Origin of the sequence: Leptolyngbya sp. FACHB-671 (genome assembly GCF_014695745.1) — a bacterium.
GTDB lineage: Bacteria > Cyanobacteriota > Cyanobacteriia > Elainellales > Elainellaceae > JAAUTN01.
Genome location: NZ_JACJOV010000111.1, coordinates 1 through 13,250 on the forward strand (window position 1 = coordinate 1; position 13,250 = coordinate 13,250).

A 13,250-nucleotide genomic window follows, 5' to 3' on the forward strand; every position below is an offset into this window, starting at 1 on the left:
GTTAGCTTCTCGTTGTCTTACTCTTTCAGCCATGCCAGACACCATTCGTGGACACACACTTTTTCATTGGTGGAAGGAGGAATAAATTAGTGTCACTCTACCATCCGGATTCCGTATTAGATCTTGCTTCCTATGCAACACTCAGCCAGCGGTAGAGAGCCTTTTGCTCAGATTTAACTTCATCTAGGGAGGTGTAGTAGTAATCTTCCCAGTTCTTTTCAGGCAGCCCTGAGAAAACCATCAGGTTGAGTGGGTAAAGCTCACTATCCGTACAGCGGCGGAAATCATCGCGAAATAGGAAAATAGCTTTGTGAAGGGCGATCGCCATTCCCAGTTCAACCATGACCCCTTCATCGGGCGGCGTTCCATTCACGATAGCAAAAATGCCATCACAGTTTTTCACATCGTTGAAATCTGCCTGTGCGACCTGATAAGCCCAGCCGACTTGGGAGAAATCGACCTGATTGTTGCGCTCAAATGGCTCCCAAACTTCTGCCCCTAGCGCCTCTAGCACCTGAACGATGGGCGGCAACAGCAACGCCTTTTGTTGTTGAGAAAACCCGTAGGGGCTAGCTAAATAAATTGTCTTGCGCGTCACCTTTGTCTCCCAATTACTGCATAATCCGAGATGCATTCTAAAAGCATCGTGCCAAGCTTGTTTGTATCATGCGATTATCTGAAAGGAGGCAGCGATCGCACAAAGTCACATGGATCTGAAGGAAAGTTGAATGACTAGCTTGAAATGGGGGCAAACCGCAATCAACCTGAACGAAGTCAATCAGCAGTTTGCAGAAGCAGACGCAGTTCAGATTGTGCAATGGGCGGTTGATACGTTTGACAGCGGCTTGGCAATGACGACGAGCTTTGGCATTCACTCTGCTGTAATGCTGCATATGGTGACATGCATCGTTCCTGACATTCCGGTGATCTGGATTGATACGGGCTATTTGCCCACTAAAACTTACCTCTTTGCAGACCAGTTGAGCGATCGCCTCAAGCTCAACCTCAAGGTCTATCAGTCTTCCCTTAGCCCTGCCCGAATGGAAGCCCTTTATGGTCGGCTGTGGGACCAAAACGATGTGGAGTCGCTTAATCGTTATGACCAACTCCGCAAAGTCGAGCCGATGCAGCGAGCCCTGCGCGAGTTAAACGTTACCGCATGGCTGGCCGGGCTTCGCAGCAGCCAAACCGACCACCGCAAAACGCTGGATTTCGTTAACCTTCAGGGCAGCATTTACAAGGTGCTACCGATTCTGCGGTGGAGTTCTAAGCAAGTGTATGACTACCTTCAAGCCTATGACTTACCCTATCATCCGCTGTTTGATGAAGGCTACGTTACGGTGGGCGATTGGCACTCTAGCCGCCCCCTCACCGCTACAGATGAGGACGAACGCGACACCCGCTTTAATGGCTTGAAGCAGGAATGTGGAATCCACTTACCGCAAAGCTTGGGAGAGTCAGCTAGCCTTGACTCTAGTTCGCTGTAAGCCATTGCAGCAATCAACTCGATCGCTGACTCATTAAAGATGAAGTGGAATACAAAATCAGGGCTGTCCAAATTAGCCCAAACGTGATCGCGTGAGTTAGGGTAAACGGTTCACGGTAGAGCCACAGGGCTAACACAAGCTGCAAACTGGGAGCCAGATATTGAAAAAATCCCAATGTGGAAAGCCTCAACCGTTTAGCCGCATTGTTAAACCACAGCAGTGGCAGTGAAGTTGTCACCCCTGCACCAATAAACAGCAAACTGGTTGCCCAACTTGTGCCAAAGTGTCCTGTGCCTGTCGCGGCCCAATAGCCAGTGGCAGCAAGGGCGATCGGAGTAACGAGTAACGTTTCCATTGCCAATCCGGCCATTGGCGCAACGGGCACCACTTTTCGCAACAAGCCGTAGCAGGCAAAGGAAAACGCCAACACTAGCGCAATCCAGGGAACTTCTCCCAGTTGCCAGATAAAGTTCGCAACTCCGAGTCCTGCTAAAACTACAGCCAGGGTTTGCCATCGGTTTAACTGTTCTTTGAGAAACACAAACCCGAGCAGGACGTTCACAAGCGGGTTGATGAAGTATCCTAAGCTGGTTTCTACGACGCGATCGGCATTTACGGCGTAGATGTAAAGTCCCCAATTAAAAGTGAGTAGTGAGGCAGTTAAAAAGAGAGTGGAGAGATGAGTGGGCGATCGCCAGATTTTAGCAAATTCAGCTCTGCGCCGTTGCAGCAGCAATAACCCAGTGAGAAACACCATTGACCAAATGATGCGATGGCTAAGAACTTCTATAGGCGGAATCTGCCCAAAAAACTTCCAATAAATGGGCAGTAGCCCCCAGGATGAATAGGCAAAAATAGCATACAAAGCACCCGTTTTAGTTGTAGTGCTGGGAGATGCAGAATGATCAGGATTGCGGTTCAAAGGAATTTAGTGGAGAGCATACAATCCCTATCCTAAAGCCCCTATCCTAAAGCGTAGTATGAACTTTTTGGGTTAGCTGCACTAGAAGGGCGAAAAGAAGAACACATCCACGGATAAATTGAATTCTCCCATATTAACCCTGTGAGAGTTTAATTGTGAGAACCGTTTTTATTAGGGATAGATGTAGGATCGAGGTTCTTCACGTACTTTTGCAAAGATGCGATCGAGCGGTAGTTATTTTCTACATACCGAACGATCAGGCTCATTCGAGTAAACAATTTCTCTAGAGAAACGATCCGTTTTTCGATGGCCATTACATCTTGCTCTACTTTTACCATTTGATTAAGGGTAAGGTTTTCACTCTCAATAGAGCTTTCGATCAGCGAAAGGCGATTTTCAAAAGTACCAATGGGTTGAGTTCCTGTTTCAATTTGCTGCTCTAAACGCTGCTCCATCTTTAGAAATTCTTCGGTTGAAATCCCATCAACTCGCTCAACGAAGCTTTCAACTTGAGCTAGTCGATTCTCTAGATTGGCAAATGATTCGCTCAACTCTTTAACTTGTTGTTCTAACTTATAGTCCCTTCTCAAGTAGGTCTCAATTGCACGGATGCGGTTTTCTAAGGTTGTGGTAGATTGAATGCGATCGTGCGACTGCTGGATTAAACAGCTAAATTTTACTAATAGTTCTTCTACCGTACGCGTTTGATCAACGTCAGAATCGCTAGAGGGATTGGAAGCAGCAGTATAGCTGGCATCAGAATTGCTCTGAGCTACAGTAGCAGCGGTCGTTGGGGCTTCTGCGACTGGGGCAACTGGAGCAACTGCCTTAGCTTCTAAACTACGGTTGACCAACGTCACTAACCATTTTGCAACAGCCATTACGGTTTCTTCAACTACAACCTGTAGCATTGTATTAGGATTTTGAACTGTATCTGAACTTTGATCTGCTGGAGAGTTAATTGGTGGCTGACAAGGCTGAGACTTTTTGGGGTTAAGGAATCCTGATATCCAACGCATAGTTACACCAGTCCAATATTGTGAAGGCGACACAGAGAACAGAAACCAGCCCCCTGAACCTCGTCTGCTATAACCACGAACCTGTAGAAGGGATGAGCAGCCCACGCTTTAGGCTGCTCATTTCCCATCCCACAATTAACCCAACTCAATGGGGAAATTGCTTCAAGAGCCCGATTCACTTGAGTTAACTGGGATTAGTTTGTAAAGAGTGTCATTTTCTGACCCATTAGCTTCGCGTTGATTGGATGTGGTTACTTCCTCGGTTGTACAGCGAACCGCATCAGCCGTGCTTTTTACAGTGTCGTTGACATTCTCGGCTGTATTTTGCACAGTGTTGATTGTGTCTTTCACCGTGCCGCCGATACCTTCAGCTGTCTCTCTAACCACGTCACTAACCTCTTTGGCCGTATCATTTACGCCCGTAGCAACGCTTTGCACTGCATCACCCACTCCTCTGACCGCGTCGTCAACGCTATTAGCAGCCCTTTTAACGGTGGAGCCAACTCCCCGAACGGTCTGATTGATGCGGTTGACAATGGACCGATTGGACAAAGCAGTGGCAACTCCACCAATGGTGGCTCCAACGAGTGCACCAATCGCAATTTGAGTTAAGGCGTGACCTGACCCATCTGAGATGTCATCGGAGCCGATGTAGTCTATAGATGTATCTACATCACCCAATTCAGTATCACCCAGTTCAGCATCATCCAATTCAGCTAGAGCTTCATTACTGTCCGTGACCATCATTCTCTCCTTCTAGGGGCTTGGGTGACTGATTTCAACATCTGCAAACAAACCCTCTTGAAGAGCTGCTTCGGTGTTTTCTTGGATTTTTTGCTCAATCTCTCCTTGACCGGTTCCTTCTGTCAGAGCAAGAAAATCTTCATCCGCTTGCAACGCATTCATGAGTTCTATATCAACATCAGATTGAACAGGTACTATTGCTTCGGTTTGCGGTACTTGAGCAATCACCTGTTGATTAGAGTTGCTAGTCTCTTCAGCCGCCGCTTTAAGGGTTTCTGATGTTTCTTGAGCAGCACGACTTACTCGCTCTGTTGTTGCTTGCACAGCCTCTAACGTTGCCGTTTTAGCTTGCTGTGCACCTTTGGTCACATCCCTGACAGTCTGGTCTACCTGATTAGCGGTTGTTTGTGCAACCCCCGCTGCTGCCGTTTTGATTTGCTGTGTGCCCTCAGCGATGCCCTGTACTGCGTCCTGAGTTGAACCACTGATTGCGTATCCTAAGCCTTCACCAACGCTCTTGGTCGCATCAACAACACCACTAGCAGCATGGCTTAAACCTTCACCGACAGTTTTGGAAGCGCGGTCTACTCCTTGAACTGCGTGTTTGAAACCTTGAGAGGTCTTCCGGTTAGCTAATGCCCCTGCGAGCGCACCAACCGTTGCACCAACCAACCCTCCGACGATTAATCGGGTTAGAGAAGGATTAACCCGTTTCTCTACAGGTTTCTTTTCAGCTGTGTTTTGGTCGAAATCAGGTTTTTGCTCGACCTGAACAGTTACAGGAGTTACGTCAGCAGTTCGGACTTTAGTCGGTTGGACCTTGGTCGGCTGAACGTTAGTCGGTCGGACATTGGTAGGATGAGCATTCTCTTGGCTTGTGCTACCCACTGAAAACTTTTCTTCGTCTTGAACGACGGGTCTCTGATCGCTGATCATGGTTGCTCTTCCTTTGTAAAAATGATTTAACGCAAAGCAAAAAGGCAAGTTAAGGGAGTATTCTTAAACGTACTTAAAAGTTATTACGAGAAAGATTGGTGTGCCTGTACCAAACGTTATAACTACTGAATTTAACACCTCCATAAAAAACTCAACTAACCTAGAGAGGTATATGTAGCAATACTTTTGGGCATCTATAGCTATAGCTATACAGGTTAGAAACTAAAAGGGAGGTAGAGCTTTACCCTACCTCCCTTTTAGTTTCTAGGTTATGTAACCAGCATTACAAAATCGGAATGCTTTCTACCAACCCACTGACAAGTGGAGATTACATCTTTAGCCAGATGGCGCTTCTCTCCACTTCACACAGCCCCAACGTTTATAGAAGGCAATGTTCAAGTTATAGGAACAGGTGTTCCTGGTATTGCTAGTTTATTCAAACCTAGAACTGGTTCCAAGCTTGAACTACTTCCTGGAGCGCTTCAGGCAAATTATCTTGCTCCAAATCGATGTATTCAACTCGGCTACCCATTGCGTAGAAGGTAGTCGTTGGATAATCGGCAAGTGCAACATCAGTAATGTATCTCAACCCATTTAGATTAGGGAATCTTTGGTCTTCTAAAAGCTGCTGAAACTGCTCTACTTGTTCTGGTGAAAGGCGACTTTCAACCACTGGGTCAGAGGGGCGAGGAGAGCTTGGTTGCGACACCTGGCGATAAATCGTGCCATCCGCCGTTAAAATCACTTCAGAGACAATCCCTGCAAAACCACCGGACGTCACGGCTCGAAAGACAACTGCGCTGTCGATCGGTTCAGGAGTTCCTCCATCTGTTGGAATAAAGGATGGGGTCAAGTTACCGCTTGCTGTAGAGTTTTGCACAATGCGTGAGCCATCTTCGCTCAAGTGATAAACCCAGCTTTGATCTTCTCCAGCCACGATTACCTGCCAGCCCGAAATCGCAATCCTGGTGCAAGCCTGGTCAGGGGCATAGATTCCCATGCAGCCATCCCACACTCTGGGCTGCGCTTCCGTAATGCGTAGGCTGTTGATCGACACGCTCTCTTCTTGGGCAATCGTTTGGAGCAGGCGATCGCGCGCTTCGGGCAGCAGATCGTTGTTCTGATTGGTTTCCAATCTAATCACCTGCGCGGTCATGTCGGTGCGATAAACCCAGTTTTGTTGACCGTTAGTCAGTTCCACCCGCCAACCTTCGACCGTTGCTGTGGCACAGCGTTCGTTCGCGGCAGCTAGTCCAAGGCAGCTATCGGGCCAGGTTTGTCGGTCAAAGCTGACAATTTCTAAGTTGCGTCGAGGAATGTCAAGACGTTGGGACAAGTCGCGCTGCACCTGTCGCGCAACCGCTCGCGGCAACCGATTTTGAGAGGATTGATTGGAGTTTGCTTGAGCGATCGCTGAATTAGCAGGCTGTGGTGAAGCTGTTGCAGCTTGCTGAGGAGCAGCCAACACTACAAAACCCATTAAAGCTAGCGACCAAAGGCCGCGAAGTGATCTAGCTCCTGCTTGTGATGAACTGTGGCGAAACATAAGTGCAGTACCGGGATAAAGGATGTCAAGTACGATTCCTTTACCTTAGCTAGCAGACCAGCAAACCTTGATTCTGTTGCAGAAATAGTTACAGAAAATACAGTTACAGAAAATACGAAGGGCGATCGCTGCCACTTAGGAGCATGAATTTAATAAAGTACAGTATTTCGGTTAGGGGCTTGGCAATGCCAAGCCCGTACAGCAGGGAATTAGGCAGTTTAATTAATTCATGTTCCCTAATAAATCGGATGGTAGTAAAAAGCAACGCCCAGCAGAAAGTAAGTCGCCAACAAAAACGCACCATCCAGCCAGTTAGACCGGCCGCCTGACAAGATCAAATTACTTACAATTACAGTGATAGCCAGCGCAATCACCTCAAACGTATTGAAATTAAGGTCAATGGGTTGCCCCATTGCCTGCCCCATAAACACCAGAATCGGTGCAACAAACAGCGCAATCAGTAGACTATCGCCCGTCACAGTGGCAACTGCCAGATCCATCTGGTTTTTCATCGCGAGGCGAACGACCAATACATAACCTGCCACATCACTAATTAAAGGCAGCAAGATCACACCCGTAAACAAAGGTGTGAGTCCCAGACGAGATGTTTCCTGCTCGACAACACCGACAAACAGTTCTGACTCAACCGCAATGGCGATCGTAGATGCAAGTAACACACCTAGCCAAAGCAACAAACGACGCACTCCTTTATCCGGAACATCAGCTCCAGGTTCCAGGATCGGTTCTTCAGAGATACCAATGTCGTAGAGAAAACTGTGGGTTTTTAGGGAGAATAATAACGTTAGCCCATACACAATAATCAATGCCCCTGCGGTGATTAGAGAAAGATTGCGAATGGATGATGCGTCGACGATTTTAGATGTGTTAATGACGAGAGTGGGAAGGGCGATTGCCACGGCTGCTAGCGTCATTGAGGAACCATTCACCCGTGCCAAAATCGGTTTAAATTCCTGCTCTTTGTAGCGCAGCCCACCCGTAAACAGTCCCAAACCTAACAGTAACAGCAGGGCACCAATAATACTTCCCGTGATACTCGCTTCTACAATATCAACTAACCCTGCCCGGAGCGCAGTCAGGGCAATAATTAGCTCCGTTGCGTTGCTAAACACAGCATTGATTAATCCGCCAAAGCTTGGACCTGTGACAACAGCAATCTTTTCTGTTGCGGTGGTTAGCCAGATTGAGAGGGGAACGATCGCCAGTGCAGAAGTAACGAATACTGCCGTTTCGCCCCAATGTAGCTGCTCAGCGGCGATCGAGATTGGGACAAAGATCAGCAGAATGAGCGGAATGATCGTTCTGAGAGCCATAACAATTTAAAGCATTAAAAAGTAAAAGTTAGAAATTCAGAGTGAGAATTTGAGAAATTTTGAGTTTTTGGGTTTTAGGTTATCCATTTCCCTACGTTAATCATCCCCTGAATCAGCACTTTCTTCTTCTAGCGCTTCTTGAATGAAGATTTTAGCGAGGCGATCGTACATTCCAGCGCCAATATACTGAGGATATTTATGGCTTCTGCTATAGACCCAAACCAATTCATCAAATAGGAAGATGCGGATATCTTCAGTCCAGCTTTTGCACAGAGGAATCAAAGAATTGGCAGTATTGAGAGCATCTGTCCAACGCTCAAACTCTTGTGAGAAGCCAGGAGTAACAACCTTAAACATGATACAAATTACAAGACAACCCCAATTTTCCCACGAGATCTAGCAGTCCTGAAAATCATTTGTGAGCTAACTTAAGCCATCTTAGCAACACCTTATATAAGCTATAGGAGCAATTCGCGAATCGCCCCTGCAATGGATCTGCAACCAGAAAAGTTATTGTACGTGACAGTGCTACATAGAGAGCGATCGCACTAACCCTGGACAGACGCAGAATTGAGCAGCGATCGCTACACTGACAGTGTTTTGAACTAAGTTAATCATTACTCATGAACTCCACCACTCAATCCCCCCATCGCCGTAAAGAGATTTTGCGTGGCGTTTTGGCTGTTTGTATCATTATCGTTGGCATGACTCATTTCATCCGTCCAGAACAGTATGCTCGGATTGTGCCGCCGCCCTTTCCGCCGCTAACGTCTGTTTATGTGAGTGGGTTCTTTGAGATCTTGGGTGGGATTGGCTTAATGATTCCACTGGTGAGTGTTGCGGCCGCGTGGGGACTCATTTCTCTGTTTATTGCGGTATTTCCTGCCAACATTTACATGACTCTGCACAATATTCCAGTTGAGGGAATTCCTCATAGCCAGGCTCTTTATGTTGCCAGATTGCCCTTTCAAGCAGTGTTAATTGCCTGGGCATACTGGTATACCCGCAATCCAGAGACTCAACTAGGTGCCGAAAAAGTCGCTAAGTTAAGTTGAATTTTGGTATCCACAAGCTGATTGCCAATGGGCAAGCGATCGCCCGTAACCCAAGCTTCTGTGGGCTGAAAGTGATAAATTCGACGCGGTGAGTCGTTCAAATAATCTTCAGACGTTCTGGGTAAGATTCGACCTGAGCGCTTAAACAACAGTTGCATCACAGCTTCTACTCGTGTTGGCTCAAGCTCAGCCGCCGTTCCATAGAAGTAAATACCCTGTCCCTTTCCTTCTTTTACACCAGAGTTGTAGACGGCGATCGCCATCCGTCCGTTGTTGGCATACAGGTTTTGAGAATGGCGAGAGGCGATCGCTGATGACCAGTAAAAATTTAGCTGCTCATCGTAAGTAAAAAACACCGGAGACACCCAGGGAAAGCCATCGGCTGAGCAGGTAGAAAGGCTGCAATAATGCACACTTTGAAGGATATGACGGGCCTTGGCGATCGCTTCTGGATTAGAGGAAGCGATCGTGTTCACCCAGCCATTTTGTGCCGTTGCAAGTTCCATTGTGGACTTCCTACTTCTACGGTGTGTACATAATGCAGCCCCTTATATCCCCATGTTGGGAGACTGTGAGCAGTTCGGGCTTTAATGGGGAATTTCTAAGACCCAAAGCGCTGCTTAGCCTGCTCATAAATTTCAACCGTAATTTGAGTCACACCTGCCTCCTGAGCAAACTTTTCAATCTTCTTACGGGCAGCAGGACGAACAAAAAACGGAATTTCCTTCAGACGGGCTTCAGCTTCACTCGTCCACTCAATCGAATTGCTCATAAAAGGTCTGATTCAATACGCTGCACAACTTCTTCACTTTAATACGAATTCATCTGAGCTTATTGGCACTGATTTAAGCCCTGAACTAAAGTTCGGGCTGAACGTTAAAGTCAAACCAATTTAGTTGGAGCATGTTGCAGATGTGGGTAGGGGCGCACCGCAGTGCGCCCTTACAGAAATTGATGTGTCGCGAAATCTGTTCAAATCGGTATCAGTTGAAGCCGACTAAGATGGTTGTTGGACAAACTTTCAGCCTGTCTTAACAGATTTAAGCCCCTTGTTCAAGGTGACTTTGCCAGAAAGTGATATCGCCCATCTGCTGAATCAGGCCAAAACTCGGCTGAGAATGCTGATCACTTTCCCTGGACACTGCGACAAAGGCAACGGTTTACTCCACAAACCTGCCTCAGCCGCACCCAAGGTATGCTGCCTCAGAATATACGCTCTCACATTCTCCTCCGTCCCAATCACGATCAGAGTGAGAATACGCGGATCAGCATTATCAAAGCGATCGAAATCAAACAAAAGGTTGTCTGTCATGGCAGTAAAGCTCCGTTAGTTGAGAGACTAGCCCCTAAAACTCAAAGCCACCCCCGTTGCAATTTTGTGCAGCAAAACAAGGGTGGCTAGAGGAAGTGCTAAACTGCCTAACTAGCCCACCAGACTGCTCATTCCAGTTTGGGGGTTAGTTCCTTGAGGGTGCTGGTAACACCTTCAGGGAACGCTTTAAGTCCGAGGTATTTTAGGTTGTGAGATACGAGACTACGCTAAAGAAAAGCTTTTGGCAAGTAGTCGATGTTGAAAATTTGGAATGGGGCGATCGCCGCTAGCTTTGAATTTTGGATAGGATCGTTTTCTCTGGGGCAAAAAGACTTTGTAGCCTCAACAGTTTTCCTCCTGAAAGGTAGAGCAAATCTCCTTTACCTAGCAGATGAGCTGCTTCAATCTGTTTTCCACCCAAAACGATGGCTGAATCTGCCTCACTCGCCGTCCGAAGGGCTACCCGTCCAGGTAAGTTTGAGCGAATAACCGGAGTAACAATCTTGGCTTCTGGGCGTTGAGTCGCGATGATGAGATGAATTCCTGCGGCTCGTGCCATTGCCCCCAACCGCTTGATACTAAATTCTAATTCTTTAGCAATTTCTTTTTCTGCCATGAAATCAGCATATTCATCAAAAATACAAACAATTCGAGGAAGAAGCTTTGCAGGCTGCTGGATAAATTTTTGGTTATAGCTACTGAGATCGTTACACCGTTGCATCTCAAACTTTTGATAGCGAGAATCCATTTCCCCTACCAAATCTTCCATCACTTCAATGGCGCGATCGCTATCCTTGGCAATCGGAGTATATAACCACGCCATCTGGTCAAATTCCGGGAACGTCACTCGCTTTGGATCAACCAAGGCAATTTTGAGTTGATCAGGAGTGTGGCGTGCAGTCAAGCTAAGGAGGAGCGATCGCAAAAACTCACTCTTACCGCTTCCTGTCGTTCCTCCTACCAAGAAGTGGCAGGTATTGGGGTCAGACAAATCTGCCTCAACAAGCTGCCCGTCCAGATTTATCCCAATAGCGATACGAGTTGGGTCAGCAGGCGATTGGGTTTGTGGTCGAATATACTCGTCAAAGTAGGCAGTTTGGCGATCGCTCCTCGGCAAATCGACGCTCACATAACCCGCTTGAGGTGCAATCAAAGGTGAATTTGCCAAACCCAACTGCACCCTCAAATCATCTGACGATCGCAGAATTGAGCTAACCTTTACACCCATATTAGGTTTTAGCTTCACCCGTACAAAAGCAGGCCCAACAGCCGCACCCTGATAATCAACGCCAACTCCAAAAGCTCGTAAAGTTTCAACCAGCCTTTCACCCATTGCATCTGCATCAGGAGTCGAAGACGTTGGAGGAGGAGCGATCGGTGGTGAGGGCGTTGGTTCAGGCGGTATTAGTTTGGGTGGTGGTGGAAGATCTATGGGTAGAGTACTTCCTACTACGAAAAGCGTTTGACACTTTTTCTTTTGAGGACAGATGTCACAGAGGCGATCGGGTTGAGCAGTCGGTGACGGTGGATTTGGTTGTCCTTGCTGCCACTCTGCCCACTGTCGCATCTGCTTCAACTTATGCGGAATCAGCTGATGAACGGTTTTTTCTAACTCGTCCCAGCTAAACGTTAATTCTCTCCAATCTGGCAGAACGCTATAGACAGCCGAGTTGATGGGTACACCAACTTTTTCTTTCAGCATGTAGCTGTAGAGTGCAACTTGAGCTAGCTCAGCGGATTGGTCTGGTGATTGATAAGTTTTGTACTCAACCACCTGCAAACGCTGGTGTTCAAAGTCATAAACAAGACTATCAAATCTACCCCTTACAAGTTGGCAGCTACCATCAGGTAAAGCAAACTCATGTTGAACTGTAAGCTCTTGCGCTAGAAAAGTCTTACCAATCACTTCTTCCGCTTTACAGTAGCGCCGATTGTTGACCAACAACTTAGCCCAGCGATCAATCAAACCTGTAAGCCCCTGCCAAAGATGTGCCAGTGCTTGAGCCTTACTGGGGTTCTCTTGAATCGCAGATTGAAGATAAGGGAAAAAAGCCAAACTATAGAACAACTCGCGCATCGTGGTTGACACACTATCTATTTTCAGTTGCTCAGGTTTTGGCTCAAGTAAAGTCTTAAACTGCGGTTCGTTCAACGCAGTCTGAACAAACCGAGCCGATAAATCGTGAAAGGCACTACCCACCCCAAACGCTTGACCATCGGGCAGAAACAATGTCATGCCTCCAAAATGATGTGCCAAGTAGAACAGACGAGGACATTCAAAGGCTAAGCGTACCTTTGTAACACTGAAGGAGGTATTTTCAGAGGGCTTGGTCACTGGTTTATCAGGTTCCTGATTGGTCAGTTTGAGCAAATGCTGGTGTACTTGCGCCAAGTAAACTGTATCCATCCTGGCATACATCAATTGCCTTTCGCTTAAGGGACGTTTACCCCAATCACTTCCTTGTTGCTCTTGATCAACGTCCGAAAAACCACAAAGTTTTGCAGCTAATGTTTTAAGTTTGCGATCGGGTGTTCCCAAAGCTTGAAGTGGAATGCTTTTTGCTAGCTTCAAGGTGCAGGTTACATTCTGAGCAACAGGCTTTCCTAAAAACCGTAAATCATAGCCTGAGTTGTGAAAAACCTTTTCAATCCTAGTATTTGTCATAATTTGATCCACAAAATATTGAATCAAATCAGGCTGATCTAAGACATCCAGAATGTAAGCAGACTTCCCGGTCAAATCATGACAGTGAGCTAACACCTGAATCAAGGATAATTTAGGCTTAGACGTTTGCCAGTCCGCAACCTCAGTATCTAGCCAAAGAACTGAACACGAACTAAGGTCAGCAATTAGCGCTTGAATACTAGAAACATCGGTCAAGTAGGTCATTCGGCACT

At 46.9% G+C, this 13,250-nt stretch carries 14 protein-coding genes; 2 read left to right on the forward strand and 12 right to left on the reverse strand.

The genetic code is table 11. From position 1 onward, the window contains the following. Positions 1-130: 130 nt before the first annotated feature. Positions 131-598, reverse strand: a complete 468-nt coding sequence (locus H6F93_RS14840; protein WP_347277298.1) for a nucleoside 2-deoxyribosyltransferase — start codon at positions 596-598, stop codon at positions 131-133. A 130-nt stretch (positions 599-728) separates the two neighbouring features. On the opposite strand from H6F93_RS14840, the gene cysH reads away from it, so the two are divergent. After that, positions 729-1,487, forward strand: a complete 759-nt coding sequence (cysH, locus tag H6F93_RS14845) for a phosphoadenosine phosphosulfate reductase (RefSeq protein WP_190645816.1) — start codon at positions 729-731, stop codon at positions 1,485-1,487. Between the two features lie 13 nt (positions 1,488-1,500). Here the strand turns inward: cysH and rarD are convergent, their stop codons facing one another. The 7 genes from rarD to H6F93_RS14880 all read right to left on the reverse strand — a co-directional run bounded on the left by rarD (position 1,501) and on the right by H6F93_RS14880 (position 8,342). Next, positions 1,501-2,409 carry an EamA family transporter RarD gene (rarD, locus tag H6F93_RS14850; RefSeq protein WP_190645817.1) on the reverse strand — a complete coding sequence of 303 codons (909 nt, stop codon included), beginning with the start codon at positions 2,407-2,409 and terminating at the stop codon, positions 1,501-1,503. Positions 2,410-2,558: 149 nt separating this feature from the next. Beyond that, positions 2,559-3,428 carry a hypothetical protein gene (locus tag H6F93_RS14855; protein ID WP_190682027.1) on the reverse strand — a complete coding sequence of 290 codons (870 nt, stop codon included), beginning with the start codon at positions 3,426-3,428 and terminating at the stop codon, positions 2,559-2,561. A gap of 162 nt (positions 3,429-3,590) precedes the next feature. Further along, on the reverse strand, positions 3,591-4,175 hold the full coding sequence (locus H6F93_RS14860) for a hypothetical protein (protein ID WP_190682031.1): 585 nt from the start codon (positions 4,173-4,175) through the stop codon (positions 3,591-3,593). A 9-nt stretch (positions 4,176-4,184) separates the two neighbouring features. Then, entirely contained in the window at positions 4,185-5,108 is a 924-nt protein-coding gene (locus H6F93_RS14865) for a hypothetical protein (protein WP_190645820.1), read from the reverse strand. 442 nt (positions 5,109-5,550) lie between these two features. Further along, positions 5,551-6,588 carry a DUF8738 domain-containing protein gene (locus tag H6F93_RS14870; protein WP_190682034.1) on the reverse strand — a complete coding sequence of 346 codons (1,038 nt, stop codon included), beginning with the start codon at positions 6,586-6,588 and terminating at the stop codon, positions 5,551-5,553. Positions 6,589-6,890: 302 nt separating this feature from the next. Next, entirely contained in the window at positions 6,891-7,985 is a 1,095-nt protein-coding gene (cax, locus tag H6F93_RS14875; RefSeq protein ID WP_190682038.1) for a calcium/proton exchanger, read from the reverse strand. Between the two features lie 96 nt (positions 7,986-8,081). Beyond that, positions 8,082-8,342: a hypothetical protein gene (locus H6F93_RS14880; protein ID WP_190682040.1), complete on the reverse strand. Its 261-nt coding sequence runs from the start codon at positions 8,340-8,342 to the stop codon at positions 8,082-8,084. 266 nt (positions 8,343-8,608) lie between these two features. On the opposite strand from H6F93_RS14880, the gene H6F93_RS14885 reads away from it, so the two are divergent. Then, positions 8,609-9,040: a DoxX family protein gene (locus tag H6F93_RS14885; protein WP_190682045.1), complete on the forward strand. Its 432-nt coding sequence runs from the start codon at positions 8,609-8,611 to the stop codon at positions 9,038-9,040. Here the strand turns inward: H6F93_RS14885 and H6F93_RS14890 are convergent. The 4 genes from H6F93_RS14890 to H6F93_RS14905 all read right to left on the reverse strand — a co-directional run bounded on the left by H6F93_RS14890 (position 9,004) and on the right by H6F93_RS14905 (position 13,242). Beyond that, positions 9,004-9,546 carry a pyridoxamine 5'-phosphate oxidase family protein gene (locus tag H6F93_RS14890; protein ID WP_190682049.1) on the reverse strand — a complete coding sequence of 181 codons (543 nt, stop codon included), beginning with the start codon at positions 9,544-9,546 and terminating at the stop codon, positions 9,004-9,006. The genes H6F93_RS14885 and H6F93_RS14890 overlap by 37 nt on opposite strands. A 95-nt stretch (positions 9,547-9,641) precedes the next feature. Continuing rightward, on the reverse strand, positions 9,642-9,812 hold the full coding sequence (locus H6F93_RS14895; RefSeq protein ID WP_190682052.1) for a PCP reductase family protein: 171 nt from the start codon (positions 9,810-9,812) through the stop codon (positions 9,642-9,644). A gap of 324 nt (positions 9,813-10,136) precedes the next feature. Beyond that, positions 10,137-10,352: a hypothetical protein gene (locus H6F93_RS14900; protein WP_190682057.1), complete on the reverse strand. Its 216-nt coding sequence runs from the start codon at positions 10,350-10,352 to the stop codon at positions 10,137-10,139. A gap of 286 nt (positions 10,353-10,638) precedes the next feature. After that, positions 10,639-13,242, reverse strand: a complete 2,604-nt coding sequence (locus H6F93_RS14905) for a DNA translocase FtsK (protein ID WP_190682060.1) — start codon at positions 13,240-13,242, stop codon at positions 10,639-10,641. Positions 13,243-13,250 lie beyond the last annotated feature (8 nt).

Coding starts and splice junctions, on each gene's coding strand:
- cysH (WP_190645816.1), top strand. CDS start 729: ATGACTAGCTTGAAATGGGGGCAAACCGCAATCAACCTGAACGAAGTC.
- H6F93_RS14855 (WP_190682027.1), bottom strand. CDS start 3,428: ATGCGTTGGATATCAGGATTCCTTAACCCCAAAAAGTCTCAGCCTTGT.
- H6F93_RS14860 (WP_190682031.1), bottom strand. CDS start 4,175: ATGATGGTCACGGACAGTAATGAAGCTCTAGCTGAATTGGATGATGCT.
- H6F93_RS14865 (WP_190645820.1), bottom strand. CDS start 5,108: ATGATCAGCGATCAGAGACCCGTCGTTCAAGACGAAGAAAAGTTTTCA.
- H6F93_RS14870 (WP_190682034.1), bottom strand. CDS start 6,588: ATGGGTTTTGTAGTGTTGGCTGCTCCTCAGCAAGCTGCAACAGCTTCA.
- cax (WP_190682038.1), bottom strand. CDS start 7,985: ATGGCTCTCAGAACGATCATTCCGCTCATTCTGCTGATCTTTGTCCCA.
- H6F93_RS14880 (WP_190682040.1), bottom strand. CDS start 8,342: ATGTTTAAGGTTGTTACTCCTGGCTTCTCACAAGAGTTTGAGCGTTGG.
- H6F93_RS14885 (WP_190682045.1), top strand. CDS start 8,609: ATGAACTCCACCACTCAATCCCCCCATCGCCGTAAAGAGATTTTGCGT.
- H6F93_RS14890 (WP_190682049.1), bottom strand. CDS start 9,546: ATGGAACTTGCAACGGCACAAAATGGCTGGGTGAACACGATCGCTTCC.
- H6F93_RS14895 (WP_190682052.1), bottom strand. CDS start 9,812: ATGAGCAATTCGATTGAGTGGACGAGTGAAGCTGAAGCCCGTCTGAAG.
- H6F93_RS14900 (WP_190682057.1), bottom strand. CDS start 10,352: ATGACAGACAACCTTTTGTTTGATTTCGATCGCTTTGATAATGCTGAT.
- H6F93_RS14905 (WP_190682060.1), bottom strand. CDS start 13,242: ATGACCTACTTGACCGATGTTTCTAGTATTCAAGCGCTAATTGCTGAC.